This window comes from Acidicapsa dinghuensis (assembly GCF_025685685.1).
Classification (GTDB): domain Bacteria; phylum Acidobacteriota; class Terriglobia; order Terriglobales; family Acidobacteriaceae; genus Acidicapsa; species Acidicapsa dinghuensis.
Genome location: NZ_JAGSYH010000003.1, coordinates 308,217 through 328,972, shown reverse-complemented (window position 1 = coordinate 328,972; position 20,756 = coordinate 308,217). Strand labels below are relative to the sequence as shown.

15 protein-coding genes are annotated in these 20,756 nt (G+C 55.0%); 12 read left to right on the top strand and 3 right to left on the bottom strand.

Translation table 11 applies throughout. The features are described from left to right. Positions 1 to 21 precede the first annotated feature (21 nt). The 6 genes from OHL22_RS09750 (at position 22) to OHL22_RS09720 (ending at position 6,842) form a co-directional block, all read left to right on the top strand. The gene (locus OHL22_RS09750; RefSeq protein ID WP_263336212.1) at positions 22 to 618 is read left to right on the top strand and encodes a zinc-ribbon domain-containing protein; all 597 of its coding nucleotides are present in this window, start codon (positions 22 to 24) and stop codon (positions 616 to 618) included. A gap of 237 nt (positions 619 to 855) precedes the next feature. Further along, positions 856 to 1,953, top strand: a complete 1,098-nt coding sequence (locus OHL22_RS09745) for a redoxin domain-containing protein (RefSeq protein WP_263336209.1) — start codon at positions 856 to 858, stop codon at positions 1,951 to 1,953. A 500-nt stretch (positions 1,954 to 2,453) separates the two neighbouring features. Continuing rightward, entirely contained in the window at positions 2,454 to 3,341 is an 888-nt protein-coding gene (locus tag OHL22_RS09735; RefSeq protein WP_263336206.1) for a prolipoprotein diacylglyceryl transferase family protein, read from the top strand. Then, positions 3,338 to 4,423, top strand: a complete 1,086-nt coding sequence (locus OHL22_RS09730) for an RluA family pseudouridine synthase (protein ID WP_263336203.1) — start codon at positions 3,338 to 3,340, stop codon at positions 4,421 to 4,423. The genes OHL22_RS09735 and OHL22_RS09730 overlap by 4 nt, the downstream gene beginning before the upstream one ends. A 13-nt stretch (positions 4,424 to 4,436) precedes the next feature. Beyond that, positions 4,437 to 5,489: a VWA domain-containing protein gene (locus OHL22_RS09725; protein WP_263336201.1), complete on the top strand. Its 1,053-nt coding sequence runs from the start codon at positions 4,437 to 4,439 to the stop codon at positions 5,487 to 5,489. A 72-nt stretch (positions 5,490 to 5,561) separates the two neighbouring features. After that, a complete protein-coding gene (locus tag OHL22_RS09720) occupies positions 5,562 to 6,842 on the top strand; it encodes an MFS transporter (protein WP_263336199.1) in 1,281 nt (426 codons plus the stop codon). 123 nt (positions 6,843 to 6,965) lie between these two features. Here the strand turns inward: OHL22_RS09720 and OHL22_RS09715 are convergent, their stop codons facing one another. Then, positions 6,966 to 8,288 (bottom strand): hypothetical protein, encoded by a 1,323-nt coding sequence (locus OHL22_RS09715; RefSeq protein WP_263336196.1) that lies wholly within the window; start codon positions 8,286 to 8,288, stop codon positions 6,966 to 6,968. Between the two features lie 303 nt (positions 8,289 to 8,591). Between OHL22_RS09715 and OHL22_RS09710 the strand changes: the two genes are divergently transcribed. The 5 genes from OHL22_RS09710 to OHL22_RS09690 all read left to right on the top strand — a co-directional run bounded on the left by OHL22_RS09710 (position 8,592) and on the right by OHL22_RS09690 (position 14,716). Beyond that, positions 8,592 to 9,422: a PGN_0703 family putative restriction endonuclease gene (locus OHL22_RS09710; protein ID WP_263336194.1), complete on the top strand. Its 831-nt coding sequence runs from the start codon at positions 8,592 to 8,594 to the stop codon at positions 9,420 to 9,422. Positions 9,423 to 9,700: 278 nt separating this feature from the next. Beyond that, positions 9,701 to 11,131: a TolC family protein gene (locus OHL22_RS09705; RefSeq protein WP_263336192.1), complete on the top strand. Its 1,431-nt coding sequence runs from the start codon at positions 9,701 to 9,703 to the stop codon at positions 11,129 to 11,131. Continuing rightward, on the top strand, positions 11,128 to 11,403 hold the full coding sequence (locus OHL22_RS09700) for a YtcA family lipoprotein (protein WP_263336190.1): 276 nt from the start codon (positions 11,128 to 11,130) through the stop codon (positions 11,401 to 11,403). Before OHL22_RS09705 ends, OHL22_RS09700 begins: the two co-directional genes overlap by 4 nt. 7 nt (positions 11,404 to 11,410) lie before the next feature. Further along, positions 11,411 to 12,640, top strand: a complete 1,230-nt coding sequence (locus tag OHL22_RS09695) for an efflux RND transporter periplasmic adaptor subunit (protein WP_263336188.1) — start codon at positions 11,411 to 11,413, stop codon at positions 12,638 to 12,640. Positions 12,641 to 12,646: 6 nt separating this feature from the next. Beyond that, positions 12,647 to 14,716, top strand: coding sequence for an FUSC family protein (locus OHL22_RS09690; protein ID WP_263336186.1), 2,070 nt, complete (start codon positions 12,647 to 12,649; stop codon positions 14,714 to 14,716). A 19-nt stretch (positions 14,717 to 14,735) separates the two neighbouring features. Here the strand turns inward: OHL22_RS09690 and OHL22_RS09685 are convergent, their stop codons facing one another. Then, positions 14,736 to 16,313: a ribulokinase gene (locus tag OHL22_RS09685; RefSeq protein WP_263336182.1), complete on the bottom strand. Its 1,578-nt coding sequence runs from the start codon at positions 16,311 to 16,313 to the stop codon at positions 14,736 to 14,738. A gap of 926 nt (positions 16,314 to 17,239) precedes the next feature. On the opposite strand from OHL22_RS09685, the gene OHL22_RS09680 reads away from it, so the two are divergent. Next, the gene (locus tag OHL22_RS09680) at positions 17,240 to 18,394 is read left to right on the top strand and encodes an MBG domain-containing protein (protein WP_263336179.1); all 1,155 of its coding nucleotides are present in this window, start codon (positions 17,240 to 17,242) and stop codon (positions 18,392 to 18,394) included. Between the two features lie 68 nt (positions 18,395 to 18,462). Here OHL22_RS09680 and OHL22_RS09675 read toward each other — a convergent pair whose 3' ends face one another. Then, the gene (locus OHL22_RS09675; RefSeq protein WP_263336177.1) at positions 18,463 to 20,679 is read right to left on the bottom strand and encodes an alpha-galactosidase; all 2,217 of its coding nucleotides are present in this window, start codon (positions 20,677 to 20,679) and stop codon (positions 18,463 to 18,465) included. Positions 20,680 to 20,756 lie beyond the last annotated feature (77 nt).

Genomic DNA, 20,756 nt, shown 5'->3' with positions numbered 1-20,756 from the left:
GCAGCGGAAAGCAGGCACACCATGACCCTTTGCAGCAAGTGCGGTACTCAGGTTCTCGACGGAACGACTTTTTGCCCTCAATGCGGAGCGCCTATCGCGGCAGCGCCTCCACAACAGCCGCCGTACCCGCCTTCGCAATATCCTCCACAACAGCCTTACCAGGGGCAACCCTATGGCGGCCAGCAACCATACGGTGGACAACAGCCTCCTTATGGTGCGCCGCAGGGATACGTTCCGCCTCAGCAGCCCTATGGATATCCACCACAGCCTGCTGCTTCGGGATTGCAGGAGAATGTCGCAGGGATGCTTTGCTACCTGCTTGGATGGCTCACGGGAATTATCTTCCTGCTGATCGACAAGCGGCCTTTTGTGCGCTTCCATGCTGCGCAGTCGATCGTGGTGTTTGGCAGTTTGTTTGTGCTGCGCATCATTCTCACTTTCTTCTGGATTGGCTCGTATCATTACGGATTCTTCGGCATCCATATGCTGATCTCATTTGCGGTCGGAATCCTGACACTGGCTGCATGGGTGATGTTGATGGTCTTCGCTTATCAGGGCAAGCGTTATGAGGTGCCGTTGGCCGCAGGTCTCGCGAAGTCTCTCGCCGGTTCGGTTTAAGCGACTGAGACGATAGCTTGTGTTTGAGGGGCTGCCATGCGCGGTCCCTCACATTCATCTCGAATTAGTAACAGACAGCGATAACTTATATTGAGCCGCGCTTCTATCTGTGGTGCGGATTGCCCCGTCAGTATTCGCGCTCTACTCATCGCCACGCAGGCTGTCCATTTTGGCAGGCGAGACCCACTCTGAGAGTTAGATCTCATGTTAGAGTAGAGGCACTGTTCTGGAGCTATGATGACTCGAATCTCTGCCTGCCATGCAACCCTGGTTTCCGTGTGCCTTGCTACAGTGTTTAATGTTGCTTTTGCCCAGTCCAATTCCAGCGCGGGAGTTACAGATTTGCCTGCGTTGTCTTCAGCTCAAGCGCCTTCTTCATCGAAAGCGGAAAAGCTTTATAGCAAAGCGGTGAAGGATCTGAGCAGCGGTAATTACCAGGCCGCGCTGTCGGGCTTTCAGAAAGCGGATCAGGAAGACGGCGGGCACTGTGTTGCCTGCGAGTTTGAGGCTTACAAAACAGCGATGCACCTGGAGGACTATGCAGCGGCGCGTGAGCAGACAGCACTTCTGCTGAATCACGCAAGCGGTCCAGAGCAACAGGCAGAGGCGCACTATCTTGCCGGAGAAGCATGCCTTTCCGAGGGAGGCTATCGCATCTTTGAGGCGCCCTTTCAGCAAGCCGATAGTGAATTCCAGGCGGCGTTGAAGATACAGCCAGATAACCACGCCTGCGTTTTTCAGGATGGTGTGGCACTGGCTCATCTGCATCGCTATGCAGATGCGAAAGCGAGATTCGATGAGTACATGAAGGCAGTTCCCAACAGTGGAGCGCAGTACGCGCGGGCGCAGTTGTTTTCAGCGCAGCCAGAACTGGCGCGCAAGCGTGTTGCTCCGGATTTTCGGGTTACCGGGCTCGATGGCAAGCCGATCTCCCTCGACAGCATGATCGGCAAAGTTGTGCTGCTTGATTTCTGGGCTACGTGGTGCGGCCCGTGCAGGCAGGCATTGCCGAAGATGAAGGAGATTGCAAAGGAATTTGAGGGTGAGCCGCTTGTGATCGTCAGCATCAGCCTCGATGCGGATGAAGGAGAGTGGAAGAGCTTTATTACAAAGAACGGTATGACCTGGGCGCAGTATCGGGATGGCGGTTTTGATGGAGAGCTCGCAAGCCGATTTCATGTGAATGCGATTCCGACCACATTCACTATCGATGCGCAGGGATTCTTACAGGATCAACAGGTGGGCAGCGGAGAGATCGAGGCGAAGCTTAAAGAACTGATCGATAAGGCGAAGCAAGATTCGAAAGGAAAGACGCTGGCAGACGCGCGGAATTGAAAGTGCGCCAGATGTTGTGAAGAGATGACTGAGATACTGGCATCTCCAGATCGGTGCACAAACGCGGCGAAACCAATTGCTGTCGGCAGACATCCTATGCAGATCGCGCGGAATTGACTCCAAGGCGGAATCAGAAAGATGGTTTTTCGTCAAGTCTCAGACGACCGGATAAATTGAGCCTTTCGAGACTTGCCAAGATTTGGCAGATGCCCTAGCATCCACCTAGAGACCGGCCTGCAAAGCAGGTGAGTTGGTTAACGCTGGTTGAACCAACATTCATTGAACAGGGGCTCGACTCGAAAAATCGGTTCTGTGTGCAGTGCCCGCCAGTCCGGGATGCCTAATGAACCGCGGAGAGCTCCACCGTCTTAGGACGGGTTCACCAGCGCATCGCTCACGGCCCAGTGGGTCGGTTTTCTGCTGCTTGAAATCGCTGTCTCAGGTGCTTGCCGTTGGCGGATACGCACCTTACCTTGCGAAGACCGCAGGTACTTGCGATTATGGCTCAATACCATTGCGTCAGCGGCGTAGCATTCGTATTTGTGCATCCATTACTCTTCCAGATCGGTTCGTTCCTTATGCCAACGTACGGCGCGTGCGTCGCGGCTGGAGTGTTGCTGGCGCTTGCTGCGGCGCGCTTTACATCACGGCGTGCCGGCATCGATCCACGTCACGCCTGGAATATGCTGATACTCGGCGTTTTTGCCGCGCTCGCGGGCTCGCGTCTTTTTCTGATTGCGATGAATCTGGGCAATCTGAGACAGCATCCGCGCTGGCTGCTGGCCATATCGATGATTCATCATCCATTGCTGGCTGCCATCGGGATTGTTTGTGGCGCATTTGCGATTCTGGTCTACATACGCAAGGTGCATCTGCCGATCGCCGTGGCTGGCGATAGCCTCGCCGTTCCACTCTCTCTGGCGATAGCCGCAGAACAAGTGGGAGCGTGGATGGCGGGAAGCGATTTCGGCATCGAGAGCCTGCACTCTTCGCCGCTGCTCGCTGTTACCTATAGCAACGATTTCGCAGCGCGCTGGAGCGGCACTCCACTCGGCGTGCCTCTGTATCCAGTGCAGCTTTATGCGGTAGCAGGTGCATTGCTGCTGGCTTTGATTACTTATTGCTGGCTTAGTATTCCGCATCGGAGAGGAGATGTGGCCGGTGTCTGGCTCATTGGCCTTGGAATGCAGTTGTTTGTCACGGAAGGCTTTCGCGATTGGGATGGGCGCGGTGTTCTGTTTCATGGAACCATCGACACACCGCAAATAGCAGCCATCGCATTGGTTCTTATCGGGTGCGCCGCGCTGTTGCAATTCGGCTCGATGCAAGGGGTCTCTTCTACGGCGCATCTCACCGCAAACAACCCATCCGGGGAGGCGCTACGATGAGCGAGGATCGCGACGAACTGCTTGCGCCTGTTGAGGTTGCTGGATGGCGCCTTGATCAGTTTCTAGCGAACAGCCTGGCCGGAGTGAGCCGCTCGCGGGTGCAACAGCTCGTCGCCGAGGGCAGGGTGCTTGTCGATGGCCGCCATGAAAAGGCTTCGTTGAAGCTGCGTGGCGGCGAAGCCATCGTGGTGATTGGCGAACAGCAAACCGCTCCTCTGGAAGCGAAAGCAGAAGAGATTCCGCTGGATGTGGTTTACGAAGACGAGTATCTCGCGGTCATCCATAAACCAGCGGGCATGATGGTGCACGCGGGTTCGGGAGCTACGGAAGAACAGCGCAGCAGCGGCACGCTGGTCAATGCGTTGATGCACCGCTTTCCAACACTCTCGACGATTGGTGGAGAACTTCGGCCCGGCATCGTTCATCGTCTTGACAAGGAGACCAGCGGGCTCATCGTCATCGCTCGCGACGACCGCACGCATGAGGCGCTGGCTTCGATGTTTGCAACGCGTCAGATTACCAAGACGTACATAACGCTCGTGCAGGGTTTTCTGCCACAGGACCACGCTACGATTCAGGCAGCGATCAGTCGTGATTCGGTTCGGCGCACGCGCATGACGACTAAGCGAAGCGATAACGCACGCTCGGCTGTTTCGCACTATCGCGTGGTGGAGAGGCTTGAGACGCGCTTCGGCAAATTTACTCTTGCCCGGGTTCGTATTGAGACGGGACGTACGCATCAGATCCGCATCCACATGTCTTCGATTTCGCATCCTGTGGTTGGTGACACGCTGTATGGTGCAGCCGGAAAGCTGGTTGCGCAATCGGCAAATGCCAGACGCAAAGCGGTGCGCGAGACCCTTGAACTGGGCCGCAATTTTCTGCACGCTGCTGAACTGGCATTTGTGCATCCCGTCACCGGGAAGGAAATTCAACTTGTCTCGGCTTTGCCGCCTGAGCTGGAGAGTTTTCTCGCAAAGCTTAGAGAGCCTGCTCACGAGCAGGGCCCAGAAGCGTCCAATGCTGCCGGATCTCTTGCCGATTCGAAAACGAAATCCGGTAATCCCTCCAGAGATTGGTAAAATAGGTGTCAAGATGAGCAGACAAGTCTCCAAGGCTGCTAAATGGGTCTGCGCCATGGTGTGCCTGCTCGCGTGTAGCGTTGCGGCACCCGTGATTGGCCGCGCTCAGCAGCCGGCAACTCCCCAACCTTCTGGATCCACCGGGTCAACCGCAACACCGCAACCTGCGCAGACGACACAACCGGCCCAAACGCAGCCCGGTGCGCAACAGGGTGGCAACGATGATAACTACCGCATCATTCAGTCAGTGAACGAAGTCAATTTGATCTTCACTGTCACTGACAAGCACGGTAATTTCGTTCCGAACCTGAAGCAGAGCGACTTTGCGCTGCTTGACGATCAGAAAGCGCCTGCAAGGATTTCGTCGTTTACCCAGCAAACCAATCTGCCTCTGCGTGTCGGTATCTTGATCGATGCCAGTACATCTATTCGTTCCCGCTTCCAGTTTGAGCAGCAGGCTTCGAATGAGTTCCTGTTACAGGTATTGCGTTCTCGCAAAGATCGTGCGTTTGTCATGGGCTTCGATGTGACACCTACGATCATGCAGGACTGGACGGATAACCTCGATGCGCTGCAAACCGGGGTCACCAAATTACGCCCAGGCGGCGGTACGGCACTCTTCGATGCTGTCTACACTGCATGCCGCGACAAGCTGCTCGGCGCGGAGCGCTTCCAGGAGCCTGTGCGCCGCGCCATTGTTGTTATCTCCGACGGCAACGACAACCAGAGCCGCGCATACGCGGAAGACGCGATCAAGGAATGCCAGCGTGCCGAAACCATTATCTATGCCATCAGCACCAACTGGACACCGAGCCGCGGCAGGGGTGACGATGTGCTGCAAAAGATGGCGAGGGCGACGGGTGGACGTGCATTCTTCCCTCCATCAGTGGACGAGATGGGCGTCGGTTTTCAGAGCATTGAAGATGAGCTGCGCAGTCAGTACGATCTGACCTATACTCCGGCTGACTTCAAGGCTGATGGTTCATTCCGCACCATCTATCTCTTTGCGCTCGACCGGCGATATCAGGTCCGCGCACGTGAAGGCTATTTCGCGCCCAAGAATTGACACGAACACAACTGGGCGCTTCAGTTCCCGGCGAGACCCATCTGATCAAGGATCTTCGATCAACGGACACCTATGGACTCCGGAAAAGCGCCCGCACGAGGACTTGCTGCCTTTCGTTCACGTGACTTTCGGCGTTATCAGATGGCGCGCATGGCTGTTATCGCTGGCGCGGAAGCACAGACAGTTGCTGTAGCCTGGCAGGTTTACTCCATCACACATCGGGCGCTCGACCTGGGGTTTACAGGCTTGGCTCTTTTTCTGCCAAACCTCTTCTTTCTCATTCCAGCCGGCCATGTTGCCGACCGCTATGACCGTCGCATCATCATTCTGATCTGTTATTCGCTGCAGGTGCTTTGCACCGGCGCATTGCTGACTATTGCAGTGATGGGTTTGCAGAATGTGATGTTCATTTACGCTGTTCTTTTCCTGATCGGTACGGGACGCTCCTTTTCTGGCCCAGCCAGTTCCGCGCTTATTCCGCATCTGGTGCCAGAGGGGCATTTCGTAAATGCAGTCACATGGGGCGCGGCGATTTTCCAGCTTGCGAATATAGGTGGTCCAGCGCTCGGTGGCCTTTTGTTTACGCTGCCGTTGCGTGGAGCGCTGGCCGGAGCGGGAATCGTGTATATCGCGACCCTATGCACTCTCGTCATTTTTCTCGCGCTGATCGCATCGCTTTCGATCCGGCTTGGCCGCATGGAGCATCGCGATCTTTCGTTACAGGTGGTGCTGGCAGGATTCAAATACGTGCGCCATACGCCGATCCTGCTTGGGTCTTCCTCGCTTGATCTGTTCGTCGTTTTGTTGGGCGGTGCGACTGCGCTCATGCCAATCTTTGCCCAGGAGATCCTGCATACCGGTCCCACAGGGCTTGGTGTTTTGCGCGCTGCGCCGGCTGCCGGTGCACTCATTGTTTCCTTTATGCTGGCGCGTTATCCGCTGCGCAACAAGGCTGGTCTGCGCCTTTTTGTTTGTGTCGGCATCTTCGGCGCAGCGATTGTTGTCTTTGGATTTTCGCGAAATTTAGCTCTTAGCCTTATAGCACTTGCCGTTTCGGGTGCGGCAGACATGGTCAGCGTGGTCGTTCGCAGTTCTGTGCTGCAGTTGGCAACGCCCCCTGAGATGCGTGGAAGAGTGAGCGCTGTAAACGCGATGTTCCTTGGCGCCTCAAATGAACTAGGCGAGTTTGAAAGCGGCTTGACGGCTCAATGGCTTGGCGCCGTGAGGGCAACGATTTATGGGGGCATTGGAGCCATGGTTGTTACCGGGCTTTGGACAGTCCTGTTTCCCGATCTTCGCAAAGCCGACGAGTTGACTGCCGGAGCATTGCGCCGTGATCTGAAGCAGCCATAAAAGAAAAGATTGGCTGGCGTTTTCGCGAAAGGTTTGGATCTGTTCTTGTTTCGATACAACAAACCATGAAAAATGCCGGCGCACAAAGCTTTGCGCGCCGGCACGATTTGAGGTAACTAAATCCTAAAATCTGGGATTTTCCTCTGGCTTTCTAGGCTCCGGCTTTTCATGCGCCGCCGGATGCGCAGGTTGAGGGTGAGCTTCCGAACGGGGCCGTTCCTCTGGCCGTTGCTGTTGCGGATGAGATGCGGGACGTGCTTGTTCGCTGCGCTGCGGTTGAGGCCGCTCCTCGGGACGCGCCCCCGGACGCGCAGCTTCTGGACGCGTAGCTTGCGGATGCGCAGTCTCCGGACGCGCTTCAGGACGCTGTTGAGGTTCAGGCCTGTTTTCGGGGCGAACTGGCTGCTGTGGTTGTGGACGGTTCTCAAGGCGTGGCTGCTCACCTGCCCGGTTCTCTGCAGGATGAACTACCGGTGGCCTGATGACTGGGGCGGGATGGATGTTGCGATCGGCCTGAAGGGCTTTGGCGGCGACAAACATCGCTGGGCGTCCATGATTGACTGCAGCAAACTGTGCGCGGTTCGTCGAGGCAGTTCGCCGTAGTTCCAACTGAGCGCTCATCGGTGGAGCGTGAGGAGCGCGAAAAGCTGCAACCTGAGCGGGAGTTGGACGCAACGTGATTCCACGTGGGCCCCCGTTGTAGCTGACGTGGTTATTGATGATTGTCCGATTGATCACGATCGTGCGGTTGTAGACGTTCTCAACACGGACACTGCCAAAGTTATTGACCGCCTGGTTGTAGGCAAACTGGTTTCCGTGCCAGTATCCGCCCTGATAACCAATGCCTGCGTAGCCAAAGCCATAGTTGACGCCGCCATAGAAGCCGATATACCGCCCCCAGTAGCCATTGATATGGCCATAGCGGCCGTTGTTGAATGCCCAGTAGCCAGGAGTCCAAAGTGCTCCTTGATAAGGAGGCTCAACCCAGGCGCCCGGAACCCAGTAATAGCCGGTCGATTGATAGCCCCAATAGCCGGGAGTCCAGAGATAACCCGGAGCCGGCATGGGCGGTTGCTCGTAGGTAGGCAACTCTGGCGGAGCCTGATCGGCATATTCATCCGGCTCGGGATTGTAGCTGGCGTCATCGTAATCGGCGCTGTAGTCGGAACCAGAATCGCTCGCGCCGGAACTTGCACTTGAGGCTCCGGAAGAAGTTCCAGATCCAGATGTGCTCGCAGATTGTGTATAGGTTGTTGGAATAGGAGCCAGATTTGCATTGGCGGGATCATTTGGGTCCTGAGGATTGGCGCTTGTGGCCGCGCTCTGATCCTGCGCGCTTTGATCCGAAGTGGCCGTCTGATTTTGATTGCTTTTGCATCCGGTTACGGCTAAAAGAAGGCCGAAAGCTATCACCGGGAACGGGATCGGCTTCAAGACAGATTTCATGTTTTCCTTTCTCATTACGTTACTTAGAAACCCAGATTTCATGGCAACGTTGCTCGCATCTTTCAGAATCCGCGTTGTTTAGTTATACAGTAGGGGGCAGAAAGGCGAAAAACCTCTTTGCCGGAACCCGAGGATTGTTCAAAAAAACACCCTGTCAAGCTTTGCACCGCTCTGCCTCAGGCGGCTGTTTCTAATTGGTCAAAGCTGGAAGCAGAGGGGCTTAAAGGAGCGGCCTCTGCAAATGTGATCTCCCCGGACATCAGTGGTCACAGATTCTCTTTATCTTCGCCTATAATCGCAAGCATGTGGCATAACGGTCGTTTCACAAGCTCGACTGCGCTGCGCAGAGAACTTGCGTGGCGAAATGAGCAGGTAGCCGACGACAGCCTTCATGAGACTACAACCGGCTCAATTCCAACCACACTCTACAGGGAAGATGAGGATGGACGCCACGGCAATTTTCTCCCTGCTTCTTATCGCAGCATTTGTGCAAATCCCGATTGGCTGAGGCGGCTTGGAAAAAGCTACTCTGCTTCGCGCTCCATTGTGCGTGGATGGGAAAACGAACATTGCGAACTGGATTGTTCCAACAGTTCCGATGCTCTGCTTATGAATATCTTTTGCTATCCACGAGTGCTGCATCGTCCGGCCGTATGTGCGCTTCTCGGTATTGGAGCTGGTTTGAACCCGGAATACGGCTTCCGTCCAGATCTCTCCAGCCACAATGGCTTGCGAGACCGGACCGAACTGGACATGCGCCTTGGCGATCTCTTCATTGAGGCCAAACTGACAGAGTCGAATTCTCCTTCAGCCCCCAGACGGCTCCTGGAACGCTATCGTGATTTTGAAGAAGTCTTTGATGTCAGTCTGCTGGTCTCGGAGGCTGGACGATTCCAAAATTATCAATTCATTCGCGGAGTTCTCGCCGCTTATGCGTATGATGCAACCTATCTGTTGCTCTGTGATGATCGGGGGAGTGACTGGAAAGCCCGATGGTTTCAGGTGATCCATGCGGTTCGCAGTGCCGATTTGCGTACGCGCCTCAAGATTCTTACCTGGCAGGAACTGTGTGTCGCGCTGCCGTCAATTCTCAAAGATTTTCTCAAAATTAAATATGGCATCTGCGCATCGTAGACGGCAGATAGGCTGATCTCAGACAGTGGCTCTTAAGGTATTCACAAGAGTCAGCGATGGTCTTGTTGTGTTGATTGTGCAGGCAGCCGCAAAACACCACTTTTGGTACTTGATTTCGTAAGGTTATTGCTGCCATGGTTTTTGTAGGGACCCTTACGGCGTACAATCTCGCATTGCAATACTTGAATTTCCACACCGATATGGATTGCAGCTCAATTCAACGACGCAGCCGCGACGCGCAACTGATGCGCTGGTTTGCTACGGTCGTAGTGTGCTCTATGATTTTTCTCGCAGCGACTGAGGCAGAGCCTCAGCAGACGTGCGCAGCGGTATCCACTACTCCCGAGTCGGCGGCCGAATGTGCCAGGCTGCATACGCCCATCGATAAAGCGGCCGAAGTCGATCCCTCGCATCCGTACTCTCTGGCTGAACTGATCAATATCGCCGAAACGAATAATCCACAGACGCACCTTGCCTGGGAACGTGCCCGTCAGGCTGCGGAGAATCTAGGCATCGCGCGCAGTGCCTACTATCCGATCTTGTCTGGGCTTGCTGCTTTTGCGGATTCTCGCTCGATTGAGCCCTTCACAAAACCTCTGGCGCCACGTGGATATGTGATGGTCGAGGTGCCGGCGGTCGTACCGCAAATTGATCTCGATTATCTGATCTTTGATTTTGGCAAGCGTGAAGGCAAAGTAGACGCAGCCGCAGCGGAAAAAATTGCGGCGGGAGCAAACTTTATCCGAGCCAATCAGACGGTGGCGTTCAACGTGGCGCGAACTTACTATGGCCTCGTCACGGCTGAGGAGCGCCTGATCGCATCAAAGGAAACGCTTAAGACTGCACAGACCACGCAGGATGCCGCCGAGGCGCAGCTTAACAACGGACGCTCGACATTGCCCGATGTATTGAATGCCAGAGCGGAGACCGCGCAAGCTCAGTTTGATCTTGAATCTGCCGACGGCGATGAAAAGGTGGCCCGCGTGCAACTACGCCAGATTGTCGGTGCGGAGCCGTCGCCGGAAATCCAGATTGAAAATACGGATAAGACGCCATTGCCCGCGGCCCTCACGATGTCAGTCGATGCATTGATCGACCGCGCCGTGAAAGGCCGTCCTGACCTGCAGGAACAGGCAGCGGAGATACGGGCTGCGGATCAAGAAACGCGCGCAGCCAAGTCAGAATATTTTCCGACTATTGGGCTCTCCGCGAATGGAGCACAAACCTCGCTGTGGCCTACGACGGACTACGGCATACTCGCGCCTGTCAGCGAGCCGACCTGGTCTGTTGCGCTAGGCGTGCAGTGGCGCATCTTCGATGGTGGCGCGCGCAAGAATGAGTTGGAAATTGCACGGTCAAAGGCACGATCGGCCCGGGACGAGATGCGGGAGAAAGAAGATGAGGCCACCAGCGAAGTGTGGACAGCCTATATCGGTTTTCGCACTGCATTGCGTAAAGAGCAGGCAGCCGAAGCACTGCTCACCTCGGCGAACTCGTCGTATTCAGCATCTCTCGACGCATACAAATATGGTGTGAAGAATCTGATTGATGTCGTTACGGCTGAGCGCCAGCTTGCGCAAGCCAGGCTCGCGGGGGTTGCATCCCGCTCTGCGCTCTTTGTTGAGGCGGTAAATCTTGAATTTGTCACCGGCAATCTGCTTCGTAATCAACCCGCTGCAACGCAAACGCAGGATGGTCAGAAACCATGATCGAAAGCTTCCAGAAGAGAGTCACTACCGTTATGGCGCTGAGCGCGGCGTTGAGCTGTCTCGGATGCAGCAGAGCGCCTTCTATCGACATCATTGGTTCATTTTTCCCTGTGTGGCTTGTGTGCCTCACTCTTGGAGTCATTCTCACCTTTGGCGTGCGTTATTTGCTGCTCCGCTATCGCATCGAGCAGGAGGTAGGACCTCTGGCTCTTTTCTATCCCTGCTCCGTCATCCTCATCACATGCCTTTTATGGCTTGTTCTGTTCCGGTAGGTGAAGCATGAGTGCTGCCAGCAATTCAGCCGTAGACATTGAGCGCGACGTCGAACTGGCCAGGCGCAAGCGAATCGGCCGTAATGTCCGCATTCTCGTTACAGGAGGCGCCGTAGTCGCACTGGTGCTCGCAATCCTGCTCACCGATCTTTATCCGCGGACGGATGATGCGAGCGTTTGGGCGAATTACATTGGCATCGTTCCGCAGGTTAGCGGATGGCTGGTTCGGTTGCCGATCAAAGACAATGCCTATGTAAAAAAGGGAGATCTGCTGTTCGAGATTGATCCTCGTCCATATGAATATGCGCTGCAACAGGCATTGGCGGATCAGCAGACCCTCGAAGGGCAGATTCTCGATGAAGAACGCCGTATTGCTGCGGAACGCAGCGGCGTAGAAGCAGCTCGCGCCGGGTTGCATCAGTCTTCGACCGGAGTAGAAACCGCAGGGCGTGTTGTGGATGTAAGTAAAGCCGCGGTGGAACGCGCGAAAGCGGCAGTCGTTGCCGCAGAGGCTCAGCTTAAGCTAGCAACCAATAACCTCAACCGCATCGAGCCATTGCTGCAGAAGCAATACGTAACTGTAGAGCAAGTGGATGAGACGCGCACGGCCCTTCGCGTCGCTCAAGGCAACTACGATCAGGCGCAGGCGGCGCTGCAGGAAGCCCAAGCTCAACAGGCACAGTCCTTGTCGCGCAGGCAGGAGGCCGATGCCGCCGCAGTTGCATCGCAGGCTAAGCTCGGTCAGGCTATCCATACAGTGGATACGCTGGTTACGTTGAAATCAGAGCGCCCGGCAAAGGCTGCGCGCATCGATCAGGCGCGGCTCGATCTTGAGCGGTGCCGCGTCGTTGCACCTTTTGACGCTTATGTCACCAATCTCAATATCTCGGTGGGTGCCTACGCGCATCCCGGAGCTCCACTATTTACCTTGATCGACACCACGACCTGGTACGTCATTGCGAACTATCGTGAAACCAAACTGAAAGAAATTCACCTTGGTTCTCCCGTCGATGTCTATCTGATGGAGCACCCCGATCGCAAGTTCAAAGGTGTAGTCGAAAGCATCGGTTTTGGAGTATTGCCCGAGGATTCCTCTGTCGCTGAGGGTCTGCCAAGTATTGAGCGCACATTGAACTGGGTGCATCTCTCATCGCGCTTCCCGGTGCGCATTCGGATTCAGGATCCTGATCCAAAACTCTTTCGCATCGGTTCAACCGCTGTAACCGTGGTGAGATAACCAGACATGCCCAGTCGCGCGTCCATCTGGGCCGAACGCATCCGGCTCGACCTGCAGCCGACCGAAGGCCGTCTGAGCGCAAGCCTGCGTATCACGCTTGCCAGCCTTATCACGCTCATATTACTGATGGTCTGGCAGGTGCCGTTTGCGTCGGTGGCTTTGTTTTTTATCTTTATCATCGGGCGTGACAATCCATCGATTTCGCTTCGTTCCGGCATTATGTCGCTCATTACTCTCATGCTGGCTGTAGCGACAGAGCTGACCTTGGTCGCCATCACAGATAATGATCCGGCAGCACGTGTTTTAGGCGTGATTGTCGTCTCCTTTATTGCGGGAACTTTTGTAGCTTCTACCACTCTTCCAACGCTGGGATCCATGTGGGGATTCATTTTTTGCACGCTGATTGCGTTATGGGAGCGGCGTGCTCCAGCCAATCCACTGGTGAAAACATCGCTTTGGATTCTGGCCGCGACCGGCATCGCGGTTGGATCGTCGGTAGCAATCGAATACATTTTTGCCGCCAGGAATCCTGCTCAACAACTGATTGCGGAACGGCGCAACAGGTATCGTGCGCTTGCAAGAATGTTTTCGCTTTACGCCGAAGGCGCGGATGCAAAGAGGATTGGCGACGCTGTTATGAGTGTTTCGCGCCTGGCCGTAGCCGGTCAGTCGGGAATGCAGCGCCTCTATAACACCGTGGTAGACCGTAATCTTGATGTGGGCGATCTTCCTATCGGAACGCGCGTTCGTATCACCATGCTGGCGCAGCTTATGGACGTGGCGTCAGCTTTTGGTCTGCAGTATGCCACGGTCGATGATCCTGTGACCCGGGAACGCTGTGCTCAGATAGCAAAAGAATGTGAAGCGCTACTGGATGATCGAGTCCCTCAGCATGAGGGATATCGTACTCCGGGCTTTGGAGAGACCGAGACTCTCCTTGATCGTGTCGAGGGCAACCTGCACATCATTGCCTCGATGCCACATGATTTTAGCTCGGCGCGTGACAAGAATCTGGTAGCGCTTCCTTCGGCAAAAGTTCCGCTCTTCATTCCGGGTGCGTTTCACAATAAGCAAACCTGGTATTTCGGGCTGAAGATCAGCCTCTGCGCGACGCTTTGCTATCTCTTTTATTGGGGGGTTGATTGGCCCGGCATTTCTACTTCGGTAACTACGGTCTTAATCGCAGGACTCAGCTCGACCGGAGCTCTGAAGCAAAGATTTCTCTTTCGCTTCGCCGGCGCGCTTATCGGAGGCCTCATCCTGGGACTGGGCAGTGCGATCTTCTTGTTTCCCTACATGGACTCGATCACATCGTTGGTCGTGCTGGTTGGTTGTATTGCCTTTGCATCTGCCTGGATCGCGGGAGGCCGCCAATTTGGCTACGTTGGGTGGCAGATCGCTTTCTCTTTCTACCTTGTCGCATTTGAGGACTTTCAGCCTCCGACAGAGCTCGCTCCGCCACGTGACCGCCTTATCGGTATTCTCGTTGCGCTTATTGTCATGTGGTTTGTCTTTGACCAAATGTGGCCTGTACGTACCGTTACGATCATGCGACGCGCTTTTGCGTCGATCCTGCAAGAGGAAAGCCGTTTGTTTCAGATGGAATTGGAAGCGTTGCCGCACGAACGTCTCATTCAGCAAACCGACGTGCTGCGCGATCACATAGGTAAGACAATGGCTTCCATACGCTCGATGAACGACGCTGTGGAGTATGACTTTGGCGTTGATCGTGAGCGTCACATGCGTGAGGCGCAATCCATTCTTGGGGCGGCCTTGACCGCTGTTTCATTGCTATGGAATGAGCTTTCCGAGCTTCGGCGTGGGGATAAAGAGTTTATTCATAATCCGGAGATGATTAGGATGCGGCAAGGGATGCAACATGATCTCGATGCCTTTGCTGCTTCTGTTGAACAAAAGGCCAAATTACAGGATCCTGCCTTTCCGTTTATGGCAGCTTGTGAGGGGCCTTGTGCCGATCTGATTGCCGATCCGCACCATGGAGAGTACACGCAACACACCATCGATCGTTTCCGCGAATTACAAACGGCCGTCCTCTATCTAGAAACGCAGGAATAATCGATACTCCAGTCAGATGTCAGGATCGAGCTTCTGCAGCAATTGCTCGAAGCGCCGGCATGACGCCACCCAGCGCAATAGCGGATGCGTCGCGACGACCAAGCGCAAAGTAGAGATCGCGATAGTGCTTGTAAAGCCTCTCATAAACCGACGCCGCAACTGGATCGGGCGCCACTGTGCGCAGAGGAAGGCAAACTTGCTCTTGTGCTGCTTCAATCGTGGGGTAGATCTTTGCCGCCAGCAGTGCGAAGATGCCGCTGCCCAGGCTTGTCGGCACGCCAGCGGGCACAAGCACCGGCTTATTCAGCACATTTGCGTAAACATGGTTGAGTACCTCATTGCGCTGCGGAATGCCGCCTGCATTGATGACACGGTCTACGCGGACGCCATACTCCGCCATTCGTTCGAGAATGATGCGCGTGTGGAATGCGGTGCCTTCAATCGCTGCGAACAATTCATCCTGCGCAGTGTGCAGCAGATTCCAGCCCAGCGTTACGCCGCCAAGTTCTGGGTTGACCAGAACTGTGCGATCTCCATTATCCCAGCTCAAGCGCAACAGGCCTGTTTGCCCCGCGCGATATGAATCGAGCCCTTGGGAAAGCGCCGCAACGGTTGTGCCTGCACGTCTGGCGATGGCTTCAAAAATATCCCCGGTAGCTGAGAGTCCTGCCTCAATGCCGGTGTAGTCCGGATGCACGCTGCCCGGCACCACACCGCAGACGCCGGGCACAAGCGATGCCTGCTTTGCCATGGCAATAATGCAGGTGGAGGTGCCCACGACATTCACCACATCGCCTTCGCGAACATGCGCTCCGATGGCATCCCAATGCGCGTCAAAAGCTCCGACCGGAATCGGAATTCCGGCTCTTAAACCGAGCCGGGCCGCCCACTCTTCTGAGAGATATCCGGCAATGTGCTCTGAAGTCAGAAATTGACCGCCCATCTTTTTGCGAACACCTGCCAGCAGCGGATCGACCGAGGCGAGAAATTCTTCAGAAGGGAAGCCTCCCCATCTTGGATTCCATAGCCACTTGTGGCCCATGGCGCAAGCGCTGCGCTTCAGGTCTTCGACAGATTTCACTCCGCAGAGCGTAGCCGCAACCATATCGCAATGTTCCAGCGCTGTGGCGAACGCCTCGTGCTTTTCAGGGTTATGCCGCAGCCAATGCAGCAACTTTGCGAAGCCCCACTCATGCGAATACACACCACCACACCACTCGATTGCTTCGAGACCCGCTGCATGAGCTCGCTCTGTAATCTCTTCGGCCTCAGATTTTGCGCGATGATCGCACCAGAGGTAGTACTCATCCAGCGGCTGTAGTTGGCCGTCGACGGGAATTACGCTGGAGCCGGTGGTATCGAGAGCAATCGCAGCTACATCTTCGCCGGGTATTCCGGTCTGCTCCAGCACGGCTCTTGTTGCCTGCTGGAGAGCTTGCATCTGGTCGGCGTGCGATTGCGTCGCGTAGTCCGGATCTTCTCTCCGCCGGTGCAGGGGATATTCCGCTGAGGCTGTTCCTGCCGGTCCGCGTTCACTGTGAACTAAAGTGACCCGCACGCTGAGCGTGCCGAAGTCGACACCAGCAACAATAGCCATGCCAGACTCTCCGAGAAAACGATTACTCAAATCTAACGAAGTCTATCCCAAACTGCTTGTCTTCGCCAATGAAGACACAAAACCAGGCAAATTCCGACCGGGATGAGGGCACACTTTGAACCATGCCTGGTACAGAAGCCAGATCCGGCTGAGAAAAGTTTGCAGTGAGGGGAGATGGCAGCCTCCTCATCAGAGGCTGCCATTGTGTGAAGACCTATCTGAAACCATTGATTGGCGATTACTTTCCAGCATTCTCCGCCTGAATTCAAACTGTCAGACGGGAACGTGTCGGCATCGCCGAAATGTCGAACATGATTCTTCAAAGGCTGCAGATAAGTCGATTAATGTTTTGATCGCAATTCCTTCACCAACAGAAGCAAGAGCAAGACGATTAGAGCACCCCAGATCTTATTGGTCAGGCTCATGGTTGCATTCTAACCTCAATGGGGCATGCATATCGGATTGGCAGGGAGCACTGAGGTCGTTTCATGCTTTTCTCCATGGCTGAAATCTTTCAGAGAAGTTGTTCCATTCGATCAGGCCCCATCTGACCCAAATTTGTTTCGAAGTATTTAAATAACACCGTCAACGCATTTCCCGGCCTGTAAAGCGCCAGAGATTGCACAATTATGCAATAAGAATGCGGTGAAGGCCTATTTCAATGTTCTTGTTTGAGGGGCAAACATTTTTCACACCGCTAATTTTTAGGTAACTATTACGAAGGACATTTGTTTTTAGTGCCTATTTTGCCATCGACAAATGGGAAAGTCGTAGCAAGATAAGACAAAGTTGGATAGTTCTGCTCTCCATCTTACCCAGATACTCAGGATAAACCCTGATCAGCGGCGTACTTCCTGAGGAAACGGGATTCCGAGTCCTGACACAACTTCCTTGCATGATCGGAAGTTTCTAAGGGGGAGGTTTCCATGAGTCCATCGCGACATTTCTTTGGTTCTTTACTTCCGATCTCAATTTTGTTCGCGAGTGTTGCTCTGCCCGCAAGTGCGGCGACAAGCCTTCAGGTTCTGCGCGGATCAGATCAAGTGACGACGTACGGGTCTGCGTTTGCCGATCCTCTGGTGGTGCGTGCTGTTGACACTGTTGCGCATCGCCCGGTCGCAGGTGTCCGGGTTGAATTCACTCCAGGTCGCGGTGTAGGCATCACTCCTTCTTATGCGATCTCCGATGGCAACGGCCTCGCCAGTGTGAATGCCACAGGCCTCGAAGTCTGCATCACGGAAGCATCTGCCCAGATATCTGGAGATGCGAGGACGCGTGTTGAATTTCCCAATCTCCAGATTGATAAGGCGCCTCTCACAGTTGTCCCAGACAATATCGTTTCGCCAGCAGGCAGCGAAATTCCCATCGTCGCCAACTACTCACTTGTAGGATTTGTGAACAGCGACACTGCGGATACGGCTCACATTACGGGCAATCCAACACTCACTACAACAGCGACGAATCCCGGCATGCACGCAAACTACGTTATCAAGGGCAATCCTGGGACTCTTTCTTCGCCGAACTATACCTTTGTGGTCGGTTATGGCACGCTTGCGATTGTTGGTGGAGCTGCACCGGACGGCTGGGTTGCCGGTAAGAGCACACTTGAAACTGCCACTGTTTCCACAGACAACGCACCATCGGTGCGGCTCGCCCTCGCCGGTCAGCGTAGCACTGACTCTGAGGAGCAGCCAGCTTTTATAGCCGGTTTGCGCGGCGATTCCGGCATGTTTGTCAAAGCTGCCATCTGGTCTGATTCGACCTCTGCTCAGTTAATTATCCATTCGCAGAACACGCGCTCGGCTTTACTGGTAAATCTCTCGGCCGCTCCGCTGGCGCCAGCCGCGCCGGTTCACACGGTGGCGCTGCCAGATGTAGCGTCCGTGGAATCCACCACCTTAACCACTCCCACGCGTACTGCCGCTGCGCTCATGGTTTCCCAGCGTCCCGTGGTGATGCCGGCGCCATCCGTTCCTGTGCGTTCCGCTATGCTTCCTGGTGAATCGAGCGCAGTAAACGCAAACTCTGTATTTTCGAACTCCTCGATCCGCAAGGCATTCGTGCCACCGGCGAGTAAATAGTTACATCGGCTCATCGTCAGGAGCGCGCGTATGCATTAGCCACAAAATGCACGCACGCGCTTTTAACATTAGCGGCGGTCGAGCCGGAAAGCCGCTCCCTGAAAGTCTCCATGTAGGTCGATATCGACACCGTGATTCATCCACCAGGCCCCGCTGGCATGTTCAGGCGTACCCGGCAGCGTTTTACCTTCGATGCTGGTCAGAGCATATTCCGCTGCAGGATCAAGACCCAAGAGCTGAAGTCTTGGAAAACTGCGTCCCTCCTGCGTCGAATGCACAAAGGCAAAGAAGACGGCCTGAGATTTGTCCGGAGACACCGTCTCGGTAGCAGAAAATTCGCTGCCGTTGGTAGGCGAAATCAACCGGTACAGGCTACCTTGCGTGATGGTCTTTTGCACCTGATGATAAGAAGCAATCAGCCGTTTTGCTGTAGCCAGTTCCTCATCGCTCCACTTATTGAGATTGCCGCCAATGCCGAGCGATCCCTGCATCGAGACCAGCATGCGATAGGTGAGGGAAGTGCTGCGATTATTAGCCCAGTGGGGTGAGTCCGTGACCCACGCCATCATCACCTGCGCAGGATACGCACGAGTAAAACCATCCTGCTGACTCAGGCGATCAAAGGGATCGGTGTTATCAGAGGGCCATACTTCATCCGTGTAGTGCAGTATGCCAAGGTCCACACGCCCGCCGCCGCCGGAGCAGCTTTCGATCTCCACACCAGGATGTTTCTTACGCAGCTCTGCCAGGACCCAGTACAGATTCTGGATGAATTTGACGTAGACCTCTTTTTGCTGATCGGGCGGCATCTGATCCCAGCCGGGCTCGCTCCAGTTGCGGTTGTAGTCCCACTTGAGAAAAGAGATCTGGTTTTCGCTAAGTAGTTTGTCGAGAAATCCGAAGACGTAGTCGCGTACATCCTGCCGCGCCAGATTCAGCACCAGCTGATTGCGCTCTTCCAGGCGCGGACGGCCGGGAAAATTCAGCACCCAGTCCGGATGCGCGCGGTACAGATCCGAATCCGGATTCACCATCTCCGGCTCAACCCAAAGTCCGAAATCCATCCCGAGTGAATGCACTTTGTCGATCAGCGGCTTGAGCCCGTTGGGAAACTTCTCCTTATTCACGTACCAGTCGCCAAGTCCGGCGTGATCATCTTTGCGCTGGCCAAACCAGCCATCGTCCATCACAAAGCGATCTGCGCCCATCGCCGCAGCTTTGACGGCAAGAGCCTCCTGGCCGGCTTCGTTGACATGAAACTCCGTCGCTTCCCATGAGTTGTAGATCACAGGCCGCGGGCGCGGGTTCGGAGCCTCGGGAAGAATGTGTGTAACCGTGAATTGGTTCATGAGACGCGAAGCGCCACCATATCCATGGTCGGAATAACCCGTATAGAAAGCCGGTGTCTCCAGCTTCTCGCCGGTCTTGAGCTGATAACCAAAATCAAAGGGGTTGAAGCCACCCGTAACACGCACTTTGTCCAGCGTGTCCTGCTCGACCGTGATGCGCCATGATCCGCTCCATGCCAGTTCGCCGAACCATGTGTCACCATGTTCCTCATCAGCATCGTCTTTGCCGATGGCAAACCACGGATTGAGTTGATGACCGGTAGTGCCGCGGCGGCTCTCGAGTACGCGCTGTCCTTGATGGATAGTCTCCGAGTTCAGCGTCCACTCGCCAGCCCAGCGGCCGCTCAGGTATTCAAGTGTGTAGTGCGCTGCAGGCAGCGAATAAGCGGCTGCGGCAGCCTGTTCGATCATGATGGGCTTAGGTTCGCTGTTTTCGATCGTTGCCGATCGCGCCAGGATGCCTGACTCGGGATCCATTCGATAATGCAGCGTTACCGTTACAGCTCGCGAAATATCCTTCAGCACTACATCGAGCGCATTATCTGCAGGCTTGCTGCTTGAGACGTAATGCAGCACCAGATCACGCACGCCATCGGCAAATGTGACTTTGAGAGCAGGCTCCATGTAGAGCCCCGAACCCCATCCCGCGTATTCCTGTGGCGTGTTGTTGTAGGAAGAATCGAATGAGGCCCACTCGGGATCGGAATGCGCCGGCTCAATCTTGTCGGACGCAGCAACGCGCCCACCCCAATAGAGTTGCTGCAGCTCACCGCGCTCATTTACGCCGAAGGCGTAAGTAACATTGCCACCATCCATGCGAAAGACCGGCCCAGTGGGATCAACGTGATTCTGAGCGGTTCCAGGTATGCAGGCCCCCCAGATGGACGCAAAAAGAAATGGGATGGCTGGAAAGGTTTTCATTCTTGTTTGCTTCATGTAGGATTCTCCGTCGCCAGTCATGCTAACATCTGTCTCCACGTCAGGAAAATTCAAACCGCAGTCCACAAGTAAGC